The sequence below is a fragment of the Metabacillus rhizosphaerae genome (genome assembly GCF_037201795.1).
Taxonomy (GTDB): Bacteria; Bacillota; Bacilli; order Bacillales; family Bacillaceae; genus Metabacillus; species Metabacillus rhizosphaerae.
The window spans coordinates 1,817,406-1,840,462 of the sequence record NZ_CP147403.1; the positions used below are offsets into that span (position 1 = coordinate 1,817,406).

The following is a 23,057-nucleotide window of genomic DNA, read 5'->3' on the forward strand; positions in this document are numbered from 1 at the left end:
TTTTCTTATAAGGAGGTTGGTTATGTGGAATCGGATACAGCAAATGCTTGCGCCCCGTTCTTTTCGCTTTAAGGTCATTATGACATCGGTCATTTGTATTGTTATTCCTGCTATTATTACATTATTTATGAATAGTTATCTGACAAAAGATGCGATGAAAGAACAGGCAATCTCAAATGCGAATAGAGAGTTAAAATTAGCTAGTGAATATGTGACAAAATCACTTGAAGATATGTTATATGTTGCAAACTATGTACAACTAGATTCAGAAATCAATACAATATTAAAAAAAAATGCAAAAGATACGGAAGATGAAAATCCAAATATCCTTCCCAAGAATGGCTATAGGGAGTATGTGGAATATAATCGGGTCGTAAAAACGATTGAAAACATTACATTATTAGGTGAAAAATCGTATGTAACTATTCTTCTGAAAAATGGTAAGCATTATTCAAACTATCCTTATTATGATTATGATCCACAAAAGTTCTTTGAGGAGCCTTGGTTTAATAAACTACAGAACGTATACGGTTATGAAACAATTTGGATAGGTAGCCAGTCTACTGTGTTTAGATCCGAGCAAGAGAAAAACCCTTACCAAATTTCAGTGGCTAGAACGTTAAGAGATGCGAACTTAAAAATATATGGATATGTGATTGTTACTATAATGGAGAATAAAATTAATCAAGTGTTTGATAATATGCCCGGTAATGAAGATATGATGATTATCGATTCTTCTAACAGAATATTATCACATCGTGATAAAGCGAGAATAGGTCAGGAATTTCCCTATGTGAACCAAATGCAGGAGGAGAATTTTTCGAATATTATTAGTATTGAAAATGAAGATTATCTTATTACTGACTACAGTCTTTCTTATACTGGATGGAGACTTATTTCTTTAAACCCATATAAACAAGCCATTTTTAAAATCAATTCCATTTTTAACAATATTTTTCTAGTTCAATTGATCTCATTCATCTTTTTCTTTCTTGTATTAACATATGTATTGCAAACGATTACAAAGCCGCTTGTTCATTTAGGAAATGTTGCAACAACTGTTCAAGGTGGTAACTTGAAAATTCGCTCAAATATACGTAGTAAGGATGAAATTGGTAGACTATCAAACTCACTCGATCAAATGCTTGATAGGATTAATGAAATGATAAAAGAGATTACTGAAACACAAGTAAGAAAACGAAAAGCAGAATTTGCAATGTTACAAGCTCAGATAAATCCCCATTTCCTTTTTAATGTTTTAAACTCAATTCGAATGAAAGTGATGAGAAAAGGGGATAAAGAAAGTGCGGATATGATTAGTTCTTTATCAAAATTGTTACGTATGACAATTGATAAAGATAAGGGAACGATTTCCTTTAAAGAAGAAGTTGAAATTGTGCAAGATTACGTTAAGTTAATGAATATGCGACAGAAAGAAAAAGTTGATTTAAAGATTAATGTTTCTGATGCTGCTTATTATGAGCAAATTCCACGATTTATTTTACAGCCAATTATCGAAAATTCTATGATCCACGGATTAAACCAAAGTGCAGGTACAATATTCCTGGAAGCACATGTAAAAAGAAATGATTTTATTATCATCATAGATGATAATGGACAAGGAATGAACCAAGAGAATTTAAATGAGATGAGGGAAAAACTTACAATTAACCTAGAAACATCCCTCGAACATAATAGAAAGGGATTTTCAGGAATCGGTTTATCCAATGTTTATGAACGAATGAGAATGACATTTGGTGAAGGTTTCCAAATGGAAGTAAATAGTTCAGAAGGAAACGGAACAAGGGTCATTATGTGTGTTTCTAGAGGAGGTAACAGACCTAATGTATAAAGTGATGCTAGTAGACGACGATTATCCTGTACTAGAATTGTTGTCTGAAACAATTGAATGGGAACAACTTGGATTAACACTTCAAAGTATTCATGAAAATGGAGCTAGTGCACTTCAATATGCCTTGAATGATATGCCTGATATTTTAATAACTGATATTGGCATGCCGAAAATGAATGGAATTGAGTTAACAAGACAATTAAAAGAAAAAAAGCATAATTTACAAGTCTGTGTGTTAACCTGCCACAGTGAATTCCAATATGCTCAACAGGCATTAAAGCTGAATGTACAGGATTATCTATTGAAAGATACACTAGATCCAGAAGATCTCTGTTCTGTATTGATCAAAATAAAAGAAAATCTAGAAAAAGAAAACCAAAAAAAATTAAAAGAATTTCAGCTGCAACATATTGTAGAGCGAAATAAAGAATCGATGAAACGAGAATTCCTTCGAAAAACAATTTACCAAGCAACTTATAATCATAGTGAATGGTATGAACAAGCCTATTCTTTAGGGTTAAATTTAAAGAGTTTGAAATTTATTCCAACATTATGTTTTATTCAGGGGTATCGTGTTGCAAAGGATTCTTTTGTTTCTGAGGATACATTGCTATTTTCAATTCAAAATGTAATTGGAGAGATACTTCAAGAGTATAATGACTCAGTCCATTTTACGCTAGGAAATAGAGAATCATTTATTTTTTTTCCGTATAGCCCAACAGTAAAATCTGATTGTTACGGTATAGCTACTGATTGTATGAAAAAAATTCAAAAAACTTTATTAAATACATTAAATCTATCAGTCTCATTTGTTATTGGTGAAATTTGTGAAAATCAAGAAGTTCTTAAATCAGAATTAACAAGCTTATTAAAAACCACTAATCAGCGTTTTTATATGGAATCATGTTCAATAGATAAAAAACGCCCCATAACCAATTCCAACGAAAATATTTTTTCATGGTACGATCATGCATCGGTAGAAATTAGGAAGCTTATTATTGAAAAAGATGTAAACAGGGTTGTTCCTACTGTAACTAGTTGGATAAAAATATTTCAGGAAAAACAGTTTTCATCAGAATTAGTTAAGGATTGGGTGCTCAAGCTTTTATTAGATGTTAATTTAAAATTAAAAGCTCTTCAATTTTTTGGAACAAATTATACGGTTGATGTTATCCATGAAGAAATCCTAGGCGTTGATTCGTTAATCGAGTTGGAAAAATGGTTAGTTAAGTATTTTCAAGAGGTTCTTACTATTGTAGGAGATATTACGACTCAGTCCCGTCGCAAAGAAGTGATTGAAGCATGTAAATATGTATCGGTTAACTTAGAAAAGAAAATCAGCCTTGATGAAGTAGCAAACCATCTATATTTAAACTCAAGTTATTTTAGTCGCTTGTTTAAAAAAGAAGTTGGAGAAACGTTTGTTGAATACGTGACAAAATTAAAAATGTCAAGAGCACAAGAGTTATTGGAACAGACGATTGAACCAGTAGGGAAAATTTGTGAACGATTAGGATATGACAATCAGAGCTATTTTATAAAAGTTTTTAAAAATTATGTGGGGGTTACTCCATTGGAATTTAGAGGAGAAAGATAATATGGAGCATATTGCTTTCTGTTCAAAATTGTAAGGGCTTAAAAAATCAAAAGAAGAAAGGTGATAAGTATGACAAACAATTTGGAATGGGTAGATGAGGCGTGGCAAAAAGTTCAAGCAAAGATTGACAGAACGAGTAAAAAAATTGGAGCCAATTTCCCTCATGCAAGTGTCAATGGAACGTACCAATTAGAGGAACCTCATTGGTGGACTGCAGGATTTTGGCCAGGCTTACTATGGTTAGTATATCGTGAAAGTAAGAATGAGTCGTTAAAGCAATTAGCTGAACAATGTGAGGACAGACTTGACAGTGTGATTACAGATTATTATAGGCTTGACCATGACATGGGGTTTATGTGGACGTTAACAAGTGTTGCGAGATTTAAGCTTTTAGGAGAAGAAGATTCAAAAAGACGTGCACTATTGGTCGCTAATTTACTTGCAGGAAGATTCAATACATCAGGAAATTATATTCGCGCATGGAATCCCTGGCAGGAAGGGGAAGATAATTCAGGATGGGCAATTATAGATTGCTTAATGAATTTGCCGCTATTATTCTGGGCCACAGAGGAAACCGGTGATCCAAGATTTAGTGCAGTAGCTAAAAAACATGGAGAGACAGTACTCAAAAACTTTATCCGTGAAGATGGCTCTGTTCATCATATCATTCGATTTGATCCAGTATCAGGTGAAAGAGTGGAGGCGATAGGTGGCCAAGGATTCGCCCCTGATTCTGCATGGTCCAGAGGAGCATCTTGGGCAGTCTATGGATTAACATTATTGTTCCACCATACAAAAGAGGATAAGTATCTACAAGCGGCAAAAAATGTTTCCCACTTTTTCATCGCCAATTTACCAGAAGATTATGTTCCACATTGGGATTTTAGGCTTCCAGAGGAGGTAACGAAATACCGTGATTCTTCAGCTGGAGCAATCGCATCATGTGGACTGTTACTACTTGCTGAGCATGTCCCAGCAACCGAAGAGAAAATCTATAAAGATGCTGGAGTGAAAATCCTTAAATCATTATATAAAAACTATGGTGATTGGGAAAATCCAGAGCAGGATGGGCTAATCCTCCATGGCACAAGCCATTATCCAGAAGGAAAAAATATTGATGTCCCACTTATATATGGTGATTACTATTTTGTAGAAGGACTTGCTATCTTAAAAGGTGATAGAAAGCTATTTTGGTAATCTTGTTAGATGGAAGAATAGAAAAAATCCACAAATGATTAGGAGTGAATTTAGTAAATGCCTACCTTACATACTACCTTTTCAAAGTATGAAATAAAAACTAGAGAAGACCTTAGTGAAGTATTAAAACAAATATGTGATCCCTTAAAACCTTATTATAGTAAAGGGTATGCAGGTTTGAGTTTAGGAAGTTCTGGTGCAGCTTATACGGATTCGACTGCTCAAATGGAAGGTTTTTCACGCGTGTTATGGGGCCTTGTTCCTCTTCTAGCCGGAGAAAGTAAGGAATATGAATTATGGGAAAGTCACCTCCAAGGAATAAAAAATGGCACAGATCCTCATCATGAGGAATATTGGGGCGATATCCATGATTATGATCAGAAAATCGTAGAAATGGCGGTGTTTGGTTTAGCACTACTATTAATACCTGAGAAGATTTGGGAGCCTCTTAATGAACAAGAGAAACGAAATCTAAGTAATTGGCTGAAGCAAATAAATCAATGTAAAGTCTGGGATTGCAATTGGCTCTTCTTTCCGGTTCTTGTTAATTTGGGTCTCAGAAATGTCGGGCTTCCATATGATCAAGAAGGAATTGAGAAAAATTTAGATAGAATCGATCAATTCTATTTATCTAATGGCTGGTATTCAGACGGAATAAACGGGCACAGTGATTACTACGTCCCGTTTGCCATCCATTATTATGGTCTCATTTATGCAAAGGTGATGGAAGTGGAAGATCCGGTTCGTTCACAGAGATATAAAATGAGAGCAGAAGCTTTTGCCAAAGATTTTATCTATTGGTTTTCCAAAGATGGCTCATCATTACCGTATGGCAGAAGTCTAGCATATAGATTTGCCCAGTCAGCATTTTGGAGTGCTGCTGTTTTTGCAGAAATTGAGCCTTTTTCATTAGGTGTCATGAAAGGTCTACTCCTTAGAAATTTGCGCTGGTGGTTTAACCAACCTATTTTTAATGATGCTGGTATCTTAACAATAGGTTACACATATCCGAATCTAGTGATGGCTGAAAACTATAATTCTCCTGGTTCGCCTTATTGGTCATTAAAAACGTTTTTACCACTTGCATTACATGCTGAACATCCATTTTGGCAGGCTGAGGAAGAACCACTACCAGAGTTAAGTAGCACTGTTATTCAAAAGCAGCCACATATGGTAATTTGTAGAGATGATGAGAGAAATCATATTCTGGCTTTTAACTCAGGGCATCTGTCTTCAAACGAGCATACACACACTTCTGCTAAATATGAAAAATTTGTTTACTCTAATTTCTTTGGATTTAGTGTACCGAGGGCAGAGTGGGGGCTTTCGCAAGGTGCTTATGATTCAATGTTGGCCCTTAGTGAAGGTGATAATATCTATCGAGTCAAAAGACATTGCGAGGAATACTTGATAGAAGATAACTATATCTACACGAATTGGAAGCCTTGGAATGATGTAGAAGTAAAAACTTGGATCATACCTGGTACTCCTTGGCATTTACGAATACACTGTATAAAAACAAGTAGGCTATTGGATGCTGCTGACGGTGGCTTTGCCTTAGGGATTGAAAATAAGAATGCAGAACGCGCAGATTTTGATAAAGTCCAGAACGAGAATGAATGCTTAGTTAGATATTCATGGGGTGCAAGTGGAATTAAAAGTCTTCGCACTGAGGGAAAAGCTGAGCTAATCTTTCCAAATGCAAATACCAATCTACTAAATTCTCGTACGGTTATCCCAACAATAAAAACAAGAATAGACCCTGGAACTAGTTGGTTAGTTAGTGCTGTTTTTGGCGAACCAGGGATAAGTGAAGATAAATGGAGCAATCCACCTAGTGTGGAAATTGAAAGCGACAAAGTAATTGTATATTTACCGAATTTTGATAAATTTGAATTTTCAATAAAAGGTAATAAACTATAAGAACAATTTAGAATTTTCAAAATGGTATAAACATGTGGTGTTTTTTAATTAAAACACATCTAAAAGCGATCATCGCTCCAACAACAATTGGGATTGCAGCAGCAAGACATACTGCACATGAATTAGTTGAACTTTAGCATGTTAAAGGTTGATAGCTTTTTTTTAATAGCCTTAACAATTATCGGGCAAATAATTATGGTATTGTAGAAGGAGAAGTACTAAAGAAAAGGAGAGAGATAAAATGTACGAACACCTCGTAATTTTTAAATTTAATGAAAACATCACGCCTGAAAAAGAACAAGATCTACTTAATCAACTTCTAGCATTTAAAGGGAAAATTCCTGGGATCGTAGAGCTCTCGGCAGGATTTAATGTAACAGAAGAAATTGAACAAAAACAAGGATATTCTTTGGGGTTACGAGTAACCTTTGAAAATAAGCAAGCGCTTGATGATTACCAGCCACATCCAGTTCATCAAGACTTTGTTTCTTCATTGTCTGGAATTATAGACAATGTCATTGTAGTAGATTATCAAATTTAATAGATTTCTTTATGAAAAAATAGATGGAAGTAAATAAAAAGTTGCTCTCCACATTTAGTAATAGAGGAGAGCAACTTTTTTGGGAACTAATTAAATTGTTAGGGATTTACGATCCTTACTTAAACCAACCCTTTTCCTTTGATTGAGTAATCGCCTCAATCCTATTCTTTACATCAAGCTTTTCTAATATCGTAGAAATATAATTTCGCACAGTTCCAGTTTTAATACTAAGCTGATCAGCGATTTCTTTTGTATTCATGCCATCTGCCACAAGCTCTAAAACTTCCCTTTCACGTTCAGTAAGGGGATTTTCTTCACTATAGACATCATCCATTAGTTCTGGAGCATATATTCTTCTTCCTGACATAATGCTGCGGATCGAGCTAGCTAGCTCTTCACTAGGACTGTCCTTCAATAAATAGCCGCTGACACCGGCCTTTAAAGCCCGTTGAAAATAGCCTGAGCGGGAGAACGTTGTTAGGATAATAACTTTACAACCTTCACCTTTTAGCTTTTCAGCTGCTTCAAGTCCAGTCATTCCAGGCATTTCAATATCCATGATGCATATATTTGGTTGATGCTGCTGAACAAGTGTGAGGGCTTCTTCGCCATTACTTGCTTTTCCTACGACTTCCATATCATCTTCTAAATTAAGTAGTGAACCTAAAGCACCCAAAAGCATTTGCTGATCTTCAGCAATGACAATTCGAATCATAAATGCTCCTCCTAATCAGTTTGCTTAACGACATTTGGTACTTTTATTAATAGAGTAGTGCCTTCATGAGAAAGAATGTTCAAGGTTCCATTGACAAATTCTAGTCGTTCCTTCATTCCAGCAAGTCCATTGCCTTTAGTGAAATTTTCGTTTGTTCCAATGCCAATTCCGTCATCACGTACGGTAATTACTGTCTCATTTTGCGATTGTTCGATGGAGACATAACAAGTAGAGGCCCTACTATGACGCACTACATTGTTAACAGCTTCCTTTAAGCACATACTAAGAATATTCTCAGTTAACAATGGAACATTCGTTAAGGTGAAATGATCATCAGTCACTAAGTTAATTTGAGCGGCTTTGAGTATCTGTTTTATATGGATCATTTCCTCTACTAATCTGATGCCCCTCATTTGTGAAACCATCTTTCTTACTTCATTCAATGCAGTTCTAGCAGTCTGTTGAACGTCTTTCATTTCATTTCGTGCTTGTTCAGGGTCCTTGTATATTAATTTTCTTGCCAAATCACTCTTTAACCCAATCATAGAAAGCTTTTGACCCAATGTATCATGAAGGTCACGGGCGATACGCTGGCGTTCCTCGATTTTTACGAGCTCAGAAATTCGTTTGTTTGCATCTTCAAGTTTTTCTTGGAGTTGGCCACGTTCTTTGCGATTATAAATACTGAATGGTAGAAAGATCACACTAAGACAACTAATGATTACAAATGGCAATTGTTTTAAGAGTAATTCTTCGTGCAGCACGATGCTGAAGTTTATCGAAACAGCAGTGCTGACTAAGTGAACGATATACAAAGTAATAAAAGGAAATCGATCCTTCATATTGCCGATAAAATAGGCGATATAAAAAGAAAAATAAAAATAGTTGAAAAGATATGTCGATGTAAACGAAATACCAATAAGGACGCATGTTAAAAAGTAAACATGCCATCCTTTTGCAATAAAGGCATATCGAAATGTGATGAAAAATAAAATTGTCAGGATGATCCCGACAATTATTTCAATTGTAGATGAAGACTGAAAAATAAAATAAAACGGTAAAATGCTAAGAAACGCCCAAATATAAGGAGAAATTCCATTGCTTTTTTGAAGAATAGCATACCTTTTTTTCATGACCCGACCCACTTTATTTAGGATACTTAAACTTAAGTGTCATTTTATCATATCTTATCTAAATAATGATTAAAACCCCATCATGGGTGTATTTAGTGTCATACTAATATGCGTATTTACTTAGTCACTTTAGATAAATAATTAAATCCGACAAATCTTTTGTTTTGTGTGTCCCATAAACGGAATGTGAGTGATTTCAAGCTTGTTGCTAAAGTAATTGTAGGAACATTTTGTAATGGTTCCGTATTATTGTGAACTTCTTCAAGTTTATAGTTTGGTACCCTTGGACTTAAATGATGAACATGATGGTAGCCGATATTTCCTGTAAGCCATTGTAGAAGCTTCGGAAGCTTATAGAAAGAACTTCCTTCAACAGCAGCTTTCACATAGTCCCAATCTTTATTTTCCTCAAAATAAGAATCCTCAAATGTGTGTTGTACATAAAAGAGCCAGATACCAAGAGAACCTGAAATAAGAAAGATTGGTCCTTGTATTAATAGGAATGACTGTGTTCCAAGTGTCCAACAAAGAAAAGTAATTAAAACAACAATTGAAAGATTTGTAATATAGGTGTTAATGCGTTCATTTCTTCTTGCACCTTTTTTGTTAAAACGATTTTTAATTAGAAATTCGTAAATTGGTCCTATGCCAAACATAACAAATGGATTTCGATAAATGCGATAAGCAATTCTACGAACAAGTGGCTCTGCTAAATATTCATCTACCGTTAGCACCCAAATATCCCCTGTTCCACGTTTGTCTAAGTTACTGCTTGTTGCGTGATGAATTGAATGATCATGCTGCCACTGACTATATGGAAATAAAGTTAGAATCCCTGTTATCGTTCCGAGAACTTTATTTGCAGTCCGATTCTTAAAGAAGGCAAAATGACAACAATCATGAAATATGATGAAAATTCGAACGAGAAATCCTGCAGCAACGATGATAAATCCAAATGATAGGAAATAAGAAATTGACAAGCTTTGATATGCTAGGATCCATAAAATAAGAAATGGTCCAATCGTATTAATAAGTTGTCGGATACTATCTTTTATATTTGCTTTTTCATAGGGAGCAACTTGCTTCCTTAAATTTCTTTGTAGTTGTTTAGTCATTTTTTTAATTCCCTTCCTCAGTTGTTACTCAAATTATAATCTTATTATTATTACTTTTGCAGACATAGGTGTCATGTACAAGGTATGACAAATGTCATATCTAAAATGGAAGGATTAGTAAAGTGTCCTTTGCTAAGGATAAGTATAGCTTTTTATGTCATGAAAAAAGGAAAAATATTGGAGTTTAACAAGTTTCAATCACTTTTCCTACAATTTATTTTTAACTGATATAATATAAATTAACATTAATTTTTTGATAACTAGGAGAGAATTCCATGTTTTTTCGAATTGTATTTTGTATTTTCTTACTTTTAATTGTAAGCGGGTGCAATATTGGACCGCAAACAGAGGAGTATGAAGTCATCTATAAAGGACATAACGAACAAAAGCAAGCGCAACCATCTCAAAATCATAAAAACTACACGATTGCTGTAATTCCAAAGGTAAGTGGGATTCCTTACTTCAATGCAGTTGAAACAGGGGTCAAAGAAGCTGGAAGGGATTTAGGAATAAACGTTCTTTACTCGGGCTCATTAATTGCCGATTGGGAGCAACAAGAAGCGATCATTAAAGGGTATATTGAGCAAAAGGTAGATTTAATAGCTATTTCTGCCAATGATCCTAAGAAGCTAGGATCTGTTTTAAAAGAAGCTAGAAAACAGGGAATAAGAGTGATTACTTGGGACTCAGATACAAATTCTCACTTTCGAGAGCTGTTCATAAATATGGTAGATCCAGAAATAGTCGGGCGTCATATCATGGATACATTATCATCAAGAGTGAATGAAAAGGGAAGTTTTGCAATCATAACTGGCTCTAGCGATGCAGCGAATTTGAATGAGTGGATTAATTGGATGAAAGTTCAGCAAAAGGAATATTATCCAAATATGAAGCTTGTTGATATTGTAGAAACAGATGATGATCCTAAAAAGGCTTATAGCGCTTCAAAGAAGCTATTAAATAAGCATCCGGAAATTAATGGGATTATTGGAAGTTCATCTGTTGGTCCACCAGCAGCTGCTCAAGCTGTGAAAGATATTAACAAATCGGGTGAGATTACAGTGGTAGGGTTATCAACGCCTAATCTAATGAGGGAATATATAAAAGATGGCTCTGCACAGGTTGTCACACTATGGAGCCCTAAAAAACTTGGTTATTTAACAGTTAGTATTGCAAAGGAACTGCTAGATGGGCAAGAGATTAGTGATAACCAATATATTTCAAATATAGGGAATGTTAGAGTAAAAGAAGACACAGTCATAATGGGACAACCCATTGATTTTACGAAGGAGAATATTGATCAGTATGATTTCTAAATTAATGGAAGCGTTAAGATTAAAGAACTTCCAGCTAAAAACAAAATTAATCATTACCTACATTCTTCTCACTGTCATTCCAATGGCTGTATTGGGCTATATCACCTACTATCAAAATACAAAGGCAATCGAAGAACAGGTAGGAGAATATGTTCCTAGGCTGTTAAATCAGGCAAATAAAAACATTGAAAATGAAATCAATGAAATAGGGAATTTACCAAATTTAATTTACAACTCTAGTGATGTGATGGCTGTTTTACGAGCAAATCCATATAAGGATCAATCGTCAATGCTTCAAGATCAATTCACTGTAGAAAGCTTTCTTTCTCGGACATACCTTGGGAGTAATAACACGAACATTTTAGGTGCATTTTTATTATCTACTAATGGTTCATTTATAAGTACTAGAGTAGCCTATGAAGGATTTGATTTTAACAATACCCTTTTACCGTATGGAGAGGCCCACGATTTAGGGGGAGACACTAAGATCTTACTTCCAAATGAAGTCAACTTGACGTTTGAGGGAGATCCATCTTATATGCTAGTAGTAAAAGAGATAGTTGACCTTGATAACCGGGAAAATCTCGGTACGTTGTTTTTAGCGGTTAAGTTAACGTTTATTGAAGAGATTCTTCAAGATCTAGATGAAGAAGAAAGAGCAACGATGTGGGTAATGGATGACCAAGGACAAATCATCTATCATCCACTTCAGAAGAAAATTGGTACATATTTTGAAGAAATAGATGACTATCCAATATTAAATGGAAGCTTTCGTACAACAATTGAGAAAGATCGAACATTAATTAGCATTAATCAATCTGCAAAACAACAATGGGTTCTTGTTCATAGTATTCCAATTACCTACTTAACAGAGGGAACAGATGTCGTAAAAACGGTGGCAATCATAATTTTCCTTATCCTCGTTGTTATTACAACCTTGATTTCTATTATTGTTGCCTGGAGTGTAACAAAACCAATTAATTTACTAGGTAGGATTATGAAGGATGTTGAAAATGGCAATCTTTATGTGAAGATCCCGATTGATTCAAAAGATGAGGTTGGCGTACTAGCTTCAAGCTTTCAGTCAATGATAAGTAAAATTAGAGACTTAATTAAAAAGAATGATCATATTGAAATACGACAAAAGGAAGCAGAATTATATGCATTACAATCACAAATCAATCCTCATTTTATGTACAACACATTAGAAACAATCGGTGCATCAATAGAGGATGGGGAATCAGAGCTAGTCGTTGATATGGTGGCGATTTTAGGCAGAATGCTGCGCTTTTCATTGAGCAATAAAGATAAAATTGTTCCGATCTCACTAGAGGTTCTTCATATTGAAGATTATTTAACCTTGCAAAAGTTTCGATTTGAAGAGAGGATTTCATTCAACATTCAAAAGGATTATGAGCATGATGTATATTTTACTCCAAAATTTATTTTGCAGCCAATTGTTGAAAACTCGGTTAAATATGGTATGCAGAAAAGAAAAGCACTAAAGATAGAAATCGGTTTTATCCATAAAAAAGGCGAAATAAAAGATCCTCATATTATTATGATTGTTAGAGATAATGGTCCCGGTATTAATGAAGAAGAGCTGAAGAATTTGAATGAGCTTTTACAAAAGGACCCAATGATTAATCGAGATTCAGGATTTGGGATCATAAATGTTCATGCACGAATCGTGATGATGTTTGGTGATCAATATGGATTGACCATTAACAGTGCGGTAGATAAAGGTACAGAGGTGATGATCAGAATTCCACAGCTTTCAAAAAAACAAGTAGGAAATGGTGATGAATAATGTCTTCGATTAAAACAATTATTGTAGACGATGAAAACAGAATTCGTCGTAGAATGGAACGGCTAGTTCAATCCTGTGGTGACGAGTGGCAGATCATTGGTATGTATTCAGATGGACAAGAGGCCTTTGACGCCATTACAAATGAGTCGATCACATTTGATCTTCTTATTACAGATGTGCAAATGCCTGAAATGGATGGATTAAAGCTAGTTAACCAATTAAAAAAAACGAATTCATTTACGTCCATCATTGTTAGCGGGTATGATGACTTTTCCTATTTACAGACTGCGATGCGTGAAGGAGCTGTAAATTATCTTCTCAAGCCTGTCGACAAAAAGCAATTTATTGAACAAATGGAAGAAGTCAAAAACAAAATTTATCAAAAGTGGGCAGAAGAACACGATTGGACTGAAGTAAAAGAAAAGGCTTCCAAATTAGAATATGCCAAACAAATTCAATTATTAAGTGAAGTAACCTGGAATGATGAATTGGATTTATCACTTATCGATTGGACCCAGCAGTTTCCTAAAGGAACATATAAATTAGTCTATATAAGCGTTGATCAACTTGTCATTTCAGCCAAAGAACTAGATGCTACTGAAAACTGGGAACGTGAAATTGAAGCTCTTTTTCAACAGCACGTTGAAAATGAATGTGGAGATTCAGATATCATGTATTGGTGGTGGAGAAGTGGAAAGCTTCATTATTGGTTATTGCTTTTTAATAAGGAAAGCTATGATTCTAATTTTGATAAAAAAACGATTCAATGCATTTACGACTGTAAAGATTTGATCCAACGGTCGACTCCTTATACTGTTTCGATTTCATTAGGAGATATGTTTGAAGACTTAACTTTATTAACGAGTATAAAGGATCAGCTTCTGTCACTAAAACAGTACCGAATCATCCATGGTGGAAATAAAGTTTTTCGGATTGATCTACTTAAAAATCTTACTGATCAACAATCAAAAAATGTTACGACTTCTATTTATAAACATGTGCAACAAATTATTTCTGCATCAGAAGGAAAAAGTGAAGCTGAGACTGTCAAAGCATTACAAGTATTTTTTCAAGAACTAGAGACATTAAAATCACCAACATTAATAGAGGAAGCAGTCCATTATTTATGCCTTCAGATTGTAAATAGATGGATGGAGTTCGATATATTTAAAGAAACACCAGATCTATTACCAGAGGTTCTTCAGTTAACAAAACGTGCAGCAAATTTTCATCAGCTTAAAGATAGTATTAAACATTGGGTATTGCAGCAGAAGGAGAAGCTAGAGAGTAGAAAGAAGCAGACCTCGTCAGACCCCATTCAACGTGCAAAAGAATGGATTCATCAAAATCTTGGGGAAAACATAACGATAAAAAAAATCGCCGAACATGTTTTTATGAGTCCAACGTATTTTAGTAACTTTTTTAAAGCGCAAACGGGTGAGACGATTTTAGATTATGTGACCAAATGTCGTCTCGAAAAAGCAAAGGACCTATTAGGAACAACTGATTTGAAGATATATGATATTTCAACACAGCTTGGTTATCAAGATACAAAATATTTTAGCCGTCTTTTTAAGCAGTGGTATGGACAATCACCATCCCAGTATCGTGAACTTCATTTTAAGTCATCGTAAAAAAGCTTGTGGAGTGCCGCAAGCTTTTTTTTGTGTGAGAAATTGTCGAATCTTCGATAATTTTGTAAAATCGAAGATAAATTTGTAAAATCGAAGATAAATTCTGAAAATCGAAGATAAATTCCGAAAATCGTTGATAAATATCCAAAATCGAAGATAAACATAGTTTGAACATTTAAGTATTACTATGTAACCCTTTTCAAACTTCTTAATATCCTCCCCCATACCTTAGTTTTGTCTCCTACCATCGATAATAGAAGTTTTATATAGTAAGAGTAACCCAATTAGAAAGCGCAATCAGCAATCGCTTACAATAAATGTAAGGGTATTCCTAATCGTTTAATACTAATTTGCGCTATAAAATGAAAATTTGATAGGGGGGAACAAAGTTGATTAGAAAATCTAGCATTATGTTTGTTTATAAAGATCAGTTTGACGAATACAAGCGTCGCCATGATGAACTTTGGCCAGAGATGGAAAAGGAATTAAAAGCACATGGGGTGCACAATTATTCAATCTTCTTAGATAAGGAAACAGGACAGTTATTTGCGTATTTAGAGATAGAGGACGAAGAAAGATGGGGAAAAATGGCTGAAACTGATATTTGCAAAAAGTGGTGGGCTTATATGGAACCATTGATGGAAACAAACCCAGATAATAGTCCGGTAACGAAAGAATTAACGAACGTATTTTACTTAGCATAGACATTGATTTTGCTTGGAAGGGAGTTTTAGCAAATGGCTGGAAAAAAAGGAATGAAGTCTACTATCACTGTTGCGATGTCGAACTATTTAGAAGCCGGTTCGATCGTTGCAGGTGCTGGTGGATTAACACTATGGATGGAATATTTAAATTTAGATGATTTTAAACTAGGCTTGTTAGGTGCATTAAGTGCAAATGGATTTGGTGCAGCAGTAGGAGCATTAATCGGTGGAATCTTAGTTGATAAGTATGGACGTAAATTAATTTATAAATATGATCTATTAGTTTATATGCTTGGTGTACTATTGATCGTGTTTTCATTTAATTTTCCAATGTTATTAATCGGATATATTATTACAGGTATCGCAGTAGGTGCTGCCATTCCTGCAGCATGGACGTATATCGCAGAAGAGGCACCAGATAACGAGCGGGCTGCGCGCGTAGGATATGGACAATTAGCTTGGTCAATAGGTCCAGCTGTTTCATTATTACTATCTGTAGCATTAGCTCCATTAGGTCTACTAGGCAGTAGAATTATCTTTGCACAATTGTTTGTAATCGCTTTAGTAACATGGATTTTACAACAACAAATTAGTGAATCGACAATTTGGGAAGAAGAAAAACAAAAAGAAGCAAAGTTAAAGGCATCAGGGCAAAAAACGGAGAATCCTATAAAGGAACTTTTTACAATAAAAGCAAATCGCCGTGCAATCACTTTATTGTTAGGAATTTATGTGTTCTGGAATCTAGTAGCTGGGGTAATGGGCTATTTCATGCCATATATTTATGAAACAGTCGGTGGACTTTCTTCTGCACAAGCAAATTTGTTACAAGCATTTTTATGGGTGTTAACAGTTGCTTCAACATACTTTGTCTTTATTAAACTAGGAGATAAGGTAAGTAGAAAAGTATTATATACTGTCGGTGCTGTAATGGGAATCATTGCTTGGGCTGTCCTATCATTAGGTAATATGGGATTAACAGAATTATTTATCTTTGTTATCTTTTGGGGAATTGCAGCTGGTTTTGGTGCACAAGCATTTTATGGTCTTTGGGCTAGTGAGTTATTTCATACAAAATATCGTGCTAAAGCACAAGGCTTCTTATTCTGTATTGCTCGTGTAGCTGTTGGTCTGATTTCATTGATCGTACCAACTATGATTACACTTCTAGGATTTAAACTTTCAGGGCTAATCATGATTGGGTTCCTTTTAATCGCAGCAGTCATTGGCTATGTCATGGCACCTGAAACACGAGGAAAATCATTAAAACAAATTGAACAAGAACGATACAGTGCATAAAAAGTAATAGTTGATATTTTTTAGACAAATATAGCTAGTAAAAAACCCTTCTGATTACGAGATTTTTCAATCAGAGGGGTTTTTACTTTGCATATTTTGTCTAGAATTCATGTATGAAGTAAAGCAAAAAGAAGTAGTCTATACATTATCCTTACATAATGGAGGAGCATAATGAAGAAGAAAGTAACTATCATAGGTGGAGCCGGAACAATTGGCAGTATATTAATGAAGGGACTAAGTGAAAAATACGAATTTTTCGTTCTTGATAAAAACATCCCCGCTCAAACTGAGAACTACAAACAGATAGATGCAACAAATTTTGAACAGTTATTAAAAAACATTCCTAAAGATTCACATGCTTTAATAAATTTACTTACGATCAAAACAGAGAATGACTTGAAAAATATCGATCAGTTTCAAAAAATGACGGATATCCACTTTACTTCCTCCTTCTATATACTACATGCAGCGATTACACTAGGAATCCCAAAGGTTGTATATGCGAGCAGCAATCATACAACAGATTATTATGAAAAAGATGGTATCTCTTCCTTAGGTAGAGAAATCACAACGAGTGATTATCCGTTTCAACGAGGGCTTTACGGCGTGTTAAAGCTAGCATCGGAAAATATTGGACATATTTTAGCAAGAGAAAAAGGTCATAATCTTTCGGTCATAAATTTACGAATTGGGAGTGTTCAGGAAGACGAGCATATGGCAGTGAGAGAAAAGAAACGATTACAACATACTTTATTAACTCATCAAGATACAGTACAGCTCTTTGATTTAGCGCTACAATCGATGGTTGAGTATGGTTCATACTACGGTGTTTCTGACAATCCAGGAAAACCTTGGTCAACAGAAAATGCTAGGCAAGAATTAGGTTTTGTATCGAAGAAAAATGCCATGGATTTATTATAGCCTGATTGAGAATAGAATAGGATACTCCTTACAAATGGCGCCCTTTAACACATAGAGGGTTGCTTTTTTTATTGTCTAAGAAACCTGTGTACTGTGGATAAGTGCTTTGACATCCAGCGCCTAATGAATTTCACACTCCTTATACGCTAAGTCAACATCGAACGCTTGCGCTTTTGTACTAAGCAAAATAATCCATATAACATGATAGGGAAATCCATTGTTTATTGAGGGTGGGTGCTGTAATCTAACACTACTCATTAAGGAAGAAGGAGGGGTTTTTTGAAAACACGGCCAATATTTCATCAGCATCTTTTTCAGCATAAATGGGGTTATTTACTAGGATCAGGGTTATTAACGATCTCACTTGTCCTCCAATTAGGAGTCCCGCTATTATTAGAAGATTTTACTGATGGCATTCAGCATTTATCCATTCAAGTCTCAGATCTCTGGAACTTGGCAGTTTGGTTTATTGTCTTGGGTATTGGAATTTTCTTATTTCGTTCATCAGGTCGCATCTATATTTTTCGTTTATCACGAATGCTTGAAAGAGATTTACGTACAAAATTGTTCTCACATTGGGAGACATTGCCGGCTGATTACTATCAACAAGAGCGAATTGGAAATTTAATGGCACATGCTGTCAATGATGTGAACATTCTTCGGCAAATTGGCATGCAAGGTGTATTCCAAACAGTTGAGGCAATGGTCTTAATCTCGATCACTATTTCCATGATGGCGGGAACCATTGACTTGTATTTAACCTTACTTGTTTTGATCCCTCTACCTGGTTTAACCTACTTAGCGTATCGATTCCGAACCAATATCCGGATGCATTCCAGCAAGGTTCAAGAAGCAATTGGAACACTGACAAGTAGAGTACAAGAATTTTGCACAGGAATTAGAATTATTAAGACCTATGTACAAGAACAGGAAGAAATGAAAAAGTTTACAAAAGAAAACGTTGAAAATGTTAAAGCAAATAAACGATTAATTCGTTCCAACTCACTATTTACCTCACTTAGTCAAGGAATAGTTGGTCTTAGTTATTTACTCTCTGTCGTGTTTGGTTCTATTTTAGTTATGAAAGGGACAATAACGCTCGGTGAGTTTGTTGCATTTAATACGTATTTATCTTTTTTAGTCGCACCAATTGAAAACTTAGGTAAAGTTATTAACCTATTTCAGCAGGGAAAAGCAGCAGATATGAGACTTAGCGATGTTCTTGCAACCACTCCAGATATCAAAGATGAAGAAGGAATTTTTCGCTTGAACAAATTTGAAGGGGATATTAGGATCCAGAATTTATCTTTTCAATATAAAAATAGTAAGGGATATGCTTTACGAAATATTAATCTAACCATCAAAAAGGGAACTAGCATAGGAATTGTAGGGAAGATTGGTAGTGGGAAATCTACACTTGTAAATTTACTTTTGCGTGTATACAATCCCCCTAAAAAATCGATCTTTATAGACAATTATGATATTCATGATCTCCCATTAAAAACACTTCGAACCTCAATAGGATATGTACCACAAACGAACTTTTTATTTTCTTCAACCATCAAAGAAAATATTGCATTTGATCCATCTATTTATCAAGACAAGGATATTTATAAAGCAGCAAAACAAGCACATGTTTATGAAGATATCATCGATTTTCCTGAAGGGTTTGATACACCTTTAGGTGAGAGAGGGCTTTCATTATCAGGGGGACAACGACAGCGTGTAAGTATTGCCCGTGCAATGATAAAAAAATCGCCAATTATGATTTTTGACGATAGTCTTAGCGCTGTTGATGCAAAAACAGAAGAGCTGATTCTAAAAACATTACAAACAGAAATGAAAGGGAGAACATCAGTCATTATTAGTCATCGTATCTCGACAATACGTAAGGCAGATCAAATTATTGTGTTAGACGAGGGAAAGATCGTGGAACAAGGTACACACGAATCTCTTCTTGAAAGAAATGGAACATATAAAAAAATGTTCGTGCAACAATCCAATGAGTTTACATTAGAGGATTCAATTCCCTCGTCCTATAGTGAAAGAACGGTTCGGATTAAAAAGAGGAGGGGTTAATATACGTAACCAAGTAGATAAAAAAAGTGTGAATCTAAGTGATAGCCAGTTATTGCACAAAATGCTTTCCTTCGCCAAACCATATTGGAGGCGGATACTATTATCCATTTTACTAACAGGTTTAATTGTCATCGCAACGTTAGCACAACCGTACATAATTAAGGTAGCAATCGATTCGTATATAAACGGAATCTACTCACCAATGATCTCAGTTGAAGAATCTAGAGGGAATGAACTAGAAAAGGAATTGGAACAACAAAAGCTTACCTATGAGAGATCTGCATCGTTTCAAAAAGAGGTCTATTTTCGAATCAAGGATCCCCTACCTACAGATGAGCTAGTAAGTGATACTCAAAAAGCTGCAATTGTTTCTATTAAGAACGTCCATTACCTTGTTCACGGGTGGAATGTAGGTCTCTCGGGCTCAGAAAACTATCAGCTAGAAAAGTCGGCAAATGAAATTAGAATTGATGGAAAGATGTATCCTGTTACACAATTAAGTTCAAAAGATGTTGATCGTTTTAGAAACAATGATTACGAAGGGCTGATTTTATTAGGGATCTTATATTTCTTATTAATTATCGGATCATCCATATTCATGTACCATCAACATAATATACTCCAATTTACTGGGCAATCGATTATTTATGATATAAGACAAACAATATTTAACCACCTTTCAAAAATGCCGATTGCGTTTTATGATAAAAATCCGATTGGGAGATTAGTAACAAGGATCACTCATGATGTAGAGGCACTTAATCAATTATACTCTCAAGTTATTGTAAATCTAGTAAAAGAAGTGCTTATCCTGATTGGGATTGTTATCATTATGCTACACATGAGTTTAAAATTAACACTTATAAGTTTGATTATGATTCCAGCTGTAACACTTACGACATTTTATTTTAAGACGGTTATGAGAAAAGCTCAAAGGTATTTTCGGCTTATTCTTTCTAGACTTAATTCCTTTCTTGCCGAAAATCTCTCAGGAATGACTGTCATTCAACTTTTTGCACGTGAAGAAAAACAATTGGAGAGATTTAATGAACTTAATAAACAGCATTACCGTGCAGGAATGCGTCAAACTATACTCAACTCTATTTTCAACCCTTCTATTGGTCTTTTCGGGAATATTTCACTGGCCTTGCTCGTTTGGTATGGTGGAAGTAATGTATTGGAAGGTGCGATTACGTTTGGAGTTGTCTATGCTTTTACCCATTACGTAAGGCAATTTTTTGAGCCATTAAGAGGATTGGCTGATCAGTTTAACCAGATTCAAGCTGCTCTTGCCTCAGCTGAAAGAATATTTGAAACCTTGGATACGAAACCAACAATCGTAAATCCAAGTAATCCTAAAAAGTTTGAAAATAAAGTCCGCGGTAAAATTGAGTTTCAGCATGTCTCGTTTGCTTATAAAGATGAGGAATGGGTACTGAATGACATCGATTTTACTATAAAACCAGGTGAAACGATTGGTATTGTTGGAGAAACAGGTGCTGGAAAAAGCTCGATTATTCAGCTTATTAACAGATTCTACGATATCCAAAAGGGACGGATTACTCTTGATAATGTAAATATTAAAGAGGTACAAATATCAGAGCTCAGAAGGCATATCGGCATTATTCAGCAGGACGGCTTTGTGTTTTCTGGAAACGTTTTTGATAATATTCGCCTTAACAATCTGAATATAAGTAACGAGGAAATTATTAAAGTTGCGAAATCAGTTAATATTGATACCTTTTTTCGTTCATTACCGCAACAATATGAAACAATGCTTGGTGAGCAAGGTACTGTATTGTCAACTGGGCAAAATCAATTGCTCTCATTTCTAAGAGCAATCATCGCAGACCCTGACGTATTAATTCTTGATGAAGCAACAGCTAATATTGATACAGAAACTGAAGCAGTTGTTCAACAAACATTGAAAGCCATTTCTAAAAATCGAACCACGATTATCATTGCTCATCGTCTTTCAACAATCCAGCATGCAGATAAGATAATTGTCTTAAAGAAAGGTAAAGTGATAGAAATGGGAAATCATCAGGAGTTATTGAGGAAGAAGCAGGCTTACTATCAATTATGCAGAAGTCAAAATAAGAGCAAATCACAACGAACAAAACTGAAAGTATAGATGTTTTAAAACGGGAACGGAACAATATTTTACGCTTATAATAGTAAGCAAAAATATTGTTCCGTTCTTTTGGCTCATTTTTAATTCGCTTTTAGATAGAAAAATTAATGCCGTATATAATTTAATTTATGTATATAAAACGCTTTCAAACTTAGTTTGAATCCGGTACTAATTTTTGATCATCACAGAATTGTGAAGGGGATACACCGACAATTCTCTTAAATATTCTACTGAAATAAAGTTCATCGATATACCCAACATTTTGGCTAACCTCTTTGATACGTACATCAGAAAGGACGAGCAGTTCTTTAGCGCGATCAATTCGTAGATGTGTTAAGTAATCAATCGGACTTAATCCAATATATTTTTTGAATAGTCTTGAGTAGTGACTTACACTTAACCCTGCTATATTTGCTAAGTCAGACAAGGTTATTGGATGATTGTAGTGATCAACCATATATTCGATCGTTCCTTCAATTGCTTTTTTACTATCACCGGTAATCATTTGGGAGCGGAAGTCTTGGATGATGGTTAGTAAAAGTTCTTGAAATAGAACCTTCTGCTGAAAAGAAACCGTTTCTCCTCGTCTTTTTGATAAAGCATTGAGCTGTTCTAATAGTACAACGATTGCTGAGTTATTATTAATTGTATAGACACCATGAAGAGGAAATGAAACATCCCTAGATTGTTTAAAATGCCACGTTTCTTTTTCCTCAAATGCCATTGCATATGAAAAACGAACAAAATAAAATTCTAGAGGATGATTTCTAGAAGTCTTTTTATCACAAACCATCTCAGGTGTGAAAACTACAAGTTTACCAGGACATAACTTATGTTTTTTACCGTTTAAAATTACTTCTCCTTTTCCTTTTGTGACAAACCACAGAGAATGATGCTTAGGCTGTGTCCCTTGTCTACGCCATTCTGGAGGACAAGTTTTATAGCCAGCTAACAAAAGGGAATAGGTTAATTTATTTAGATTTGCTGTTAGATTGCACATCTTTACACACAAAAGGAATTCACCCCTAACAGATAGTTTACTTATTAACTATAATCATACGCTTTTAAAAAGAAAATATAACAATAT

At 34.8% G+C, this 23,057-nt stretch carries 17 protein-coding genes; 13 read left to right on the forward strand and 4 right to left on the reverse strand.

Features of this window, described 5'->3' with window-relative positions:
* The first annotated feature begins 22 nt into the window (after positions 1 to 22).
* The 5 genes from WCV66_RS08695 to WCV66_RS08715 all read left to right on the forward strand — a co-directional run bounded on the left by WCV66_RS08695 (position 23) and on the right by WCV66_RS08715 (position 7,110).
* A complete protein-coding gene (locus tag WCV66_RS08695) occupies positions 23 to 1,852 on the forward strand; it encodes a sensor histidine kinase (protein ID WP_338788661.1) in 1,830 nt (609 codons plus the stop codon).
* Positions 1,845 to 3,449 (forward strand): response regulator transcription factor, encoded by a 1,605-nt coding sequence (locus tag WCV66_RS08700; RefSeq protein WP_338788663.1) that lies wholly within the window; start codon positions 1,845 to 1,847, stop codon positions 3,447 to 3,449. Before WCV66_RS08695 ends, WCV66_RS08700 begins: the two co-directional genes overlap by 8 nt.
* Positions 3,450 to 3,518: 69 nt before the next feature.
* Positions 3,519 to 4,646 (forward strand): glycoside hydrolase family 88 protein, encoded by a 1,128-nt coding sequence (locus WCV66_RS08705; RefSeq protein ID WP_338788664.1) that lies wholly within the window; start codon positions 3,519 to 3,521, stop codon positions 4,644 to 4,646.
* Between the two features lie 57 nt (positions 4,647 to 4,703).
* The gene (locus WCV66_RS08710) at positions 4,704 to 6,569 is read left to right on the forward strand and encodes a DUF2264 domain-containing protein (protein ID WP_338788665.1); all 1,866 of its coding nucleotides are present in this window, start codon (positions 4,704 to 4,706) and stop codon (positions 6,567 to 6,569) included.
* 241 nt (positions 6,570 to 6,810) lie between these two features.
* Positions 6,811 to 7,110: a Dabb family protein gene (locus tag WCV66_RS08715; protein ID WP_338788666.1), complete on the forward strand. Its 300-nt coding sequence runs from the start codon at positions 6,811 to 6,813 to the stop codon at positions 7,108 to 7,110.
* A 115-nt stretch (positions 7,111 to 7,225) separates the two neighbouring features.
* Here WCV66_RS08715 and WCV66_RS08720 read toward each other — a convergent pair whose 3' ends face one another.
* From WCV66_RS08720 to WCV66_RS08730, 3 genes are all read right to left on the reverse strand, one after another.
* Entirely contained in the window at positions 7,226 to 7,825 is a 600-nt protein-coding gene (locus tag WCV66_RS08720) for a response regulator transcription factor (protein WP_207975318.1), read from the reverse strand.
* A gap of 11 nt (positions 7,826 to 7,836) precedes the next feature.
* Complete coding sequence (locus WCV66_RS08725; RefSeq protein ID WP_338788667.1) at positions 7,837 to 8,958, reverse strand: sensor histidine kinase; 1,122 nt, start codon at positions 8,956 to 8,958, stop codon at positions 7,837 to 7,839.
* A gap of 116 nt (positions 8,959 to 9,074) precedes the next feature.
* Positions 9,075 to 10,073: a fatty acid desaturase gene (locus WCV66_RS08730; RefSeq protein WP_338788668.1), complete on the reverse strand. Its 999-nt coding sequence runs from the start codon at positions 10,071 to 10,073 to the stop codon at positions 9,075 to 9,077.
* A 275-nt stretch (positions 10,074 to 10,348) separates the two neighbouring features.
* Between WCV66_RS08730 and WCV66_RS08735 the strand changes: the two genes are divergently transcribed.
* The 8 genes from WCV66_RS08735 (at position 10,349) to WCV66_RS08770 (ending at position 21,970) form a co-directional block, all read left to right on the forward strand.
* A complete protein-coding gene (locus WCV66_RS08735; protein WP_338788669.1) occupies positions 10,349 to 11,389 on the forward strand; it encodes an autoinducer 2 ABC transporter substrate-binding protein in 1,041 nt (346 codons plus the stop codon).
* A complete protein-coding gene (locus WCV66_RS08740) occupies positions 11,379 to 13,199 on the forward strand; it encodes a sensor histidine kinase (RefSeq protein ID WP_338788670.1) in 1,821 nt (606 codons plus the stop codon). Before WCV66_RS08735 ends, WCV66_RS08740 begins: the two co-directional genes overlap by 11 nt.
* Positions 13,199 to 14,833 (forward strand): helix-turn-helix domain-containing protein, encoded by a 1,635-nt coding sequence (locus WCV66_RS08745; RefSeq protein WP_338788671.1) that lies wholly within the window; start codon positions 13,199 to 13,201, stop codon positions 14,831 to 14,833. Before WCV66_RS08740 ends, WCV66_RS08745 begins: the two co-directional genes overlap by 1 nt.
* A gap of 389 nt (positions 14,834 to 15,222) precedes the next feature.
* Complete coding sequence (rhaM, locus tag WCV66_RS08750; RefSeq protein WP_066340150.1) at positions 15,223 to 15,537, forward strand: L-rhamnose mutarotase; 315 nt, start codon at positions 15,223 to 15,225, stop codon at positions 15,535 to 15,537.
* 33 nt (positions 15,538 to 15,570) lie between these two features.
* Positions 15,571 to 16,836, forward strand: coding sequence for an MFS transporter (locus WCV66_RS08755; protein ID WP_066340147.1), 1,266 nt, complete (start codon positions 15,571 to 15,573; stop codon positions 16,834 to 16,836).
* A gap of 171 nt (positions 16,837 to 17,007) precedes the next feature.
* Positions 17,008 to 17,757, forward strand: a complete 750-nt coding sequence (locus tag WCV66_RS08760; protein WP_338788672.1) for an NAD(P)-dependent oxidoreductase — start codon at positions 17,008 to 17,010, stop codon at positions 17,755 to 17,757.
* Between the two features lie 279 nt (positions 17,758 to 18,036).
* On the forward strand, positions 18,037 to 19,836 hold the full coding sequence (locus tag WCV66_RS08765; protein WP_338788674.1) for an ABC transporter ATP-binding protein: 1,800 nt from the start codon (positions 18,037 to 18,039) through the stop codon (positions 19,834 to 19,836).
* 28 nt (positions 19,837 to 19,864) lie between these two features.
* On the forward strand, positions 19,865 to 21,970 hold the full coding sequence (locus WCV66_RS08770; RefSeq protein ID WP_338788675.1) for an ABC transporter ATP-binding protein: 2,106 nt from the start codon (positions 19,865 to 19,867) through the stop codon (positions 21,968 to 21,970).
* Between the two features lie 151 nt (positions 21,971 to 22,121).
* On the opposite strand, the gene WCV66_RS08775 is transcribed toward WCV66_RS08770, so the two are convergent.
* The gene (locus tag WCV66_RS08775) at positions 22,122 to 22,982 is read right to left on the reverse strand and encodes an AraC family transcriptional regulator (protein ID WP_232329101.1); all 861 of its coding nucleotides are present in this window, start codon (positions 22,980 to 22,982) and stop codon (positions 22,122 to 22,124) included.
* Positions 22,983 to 23,057 lie beyond the last annotated feature (75 nt).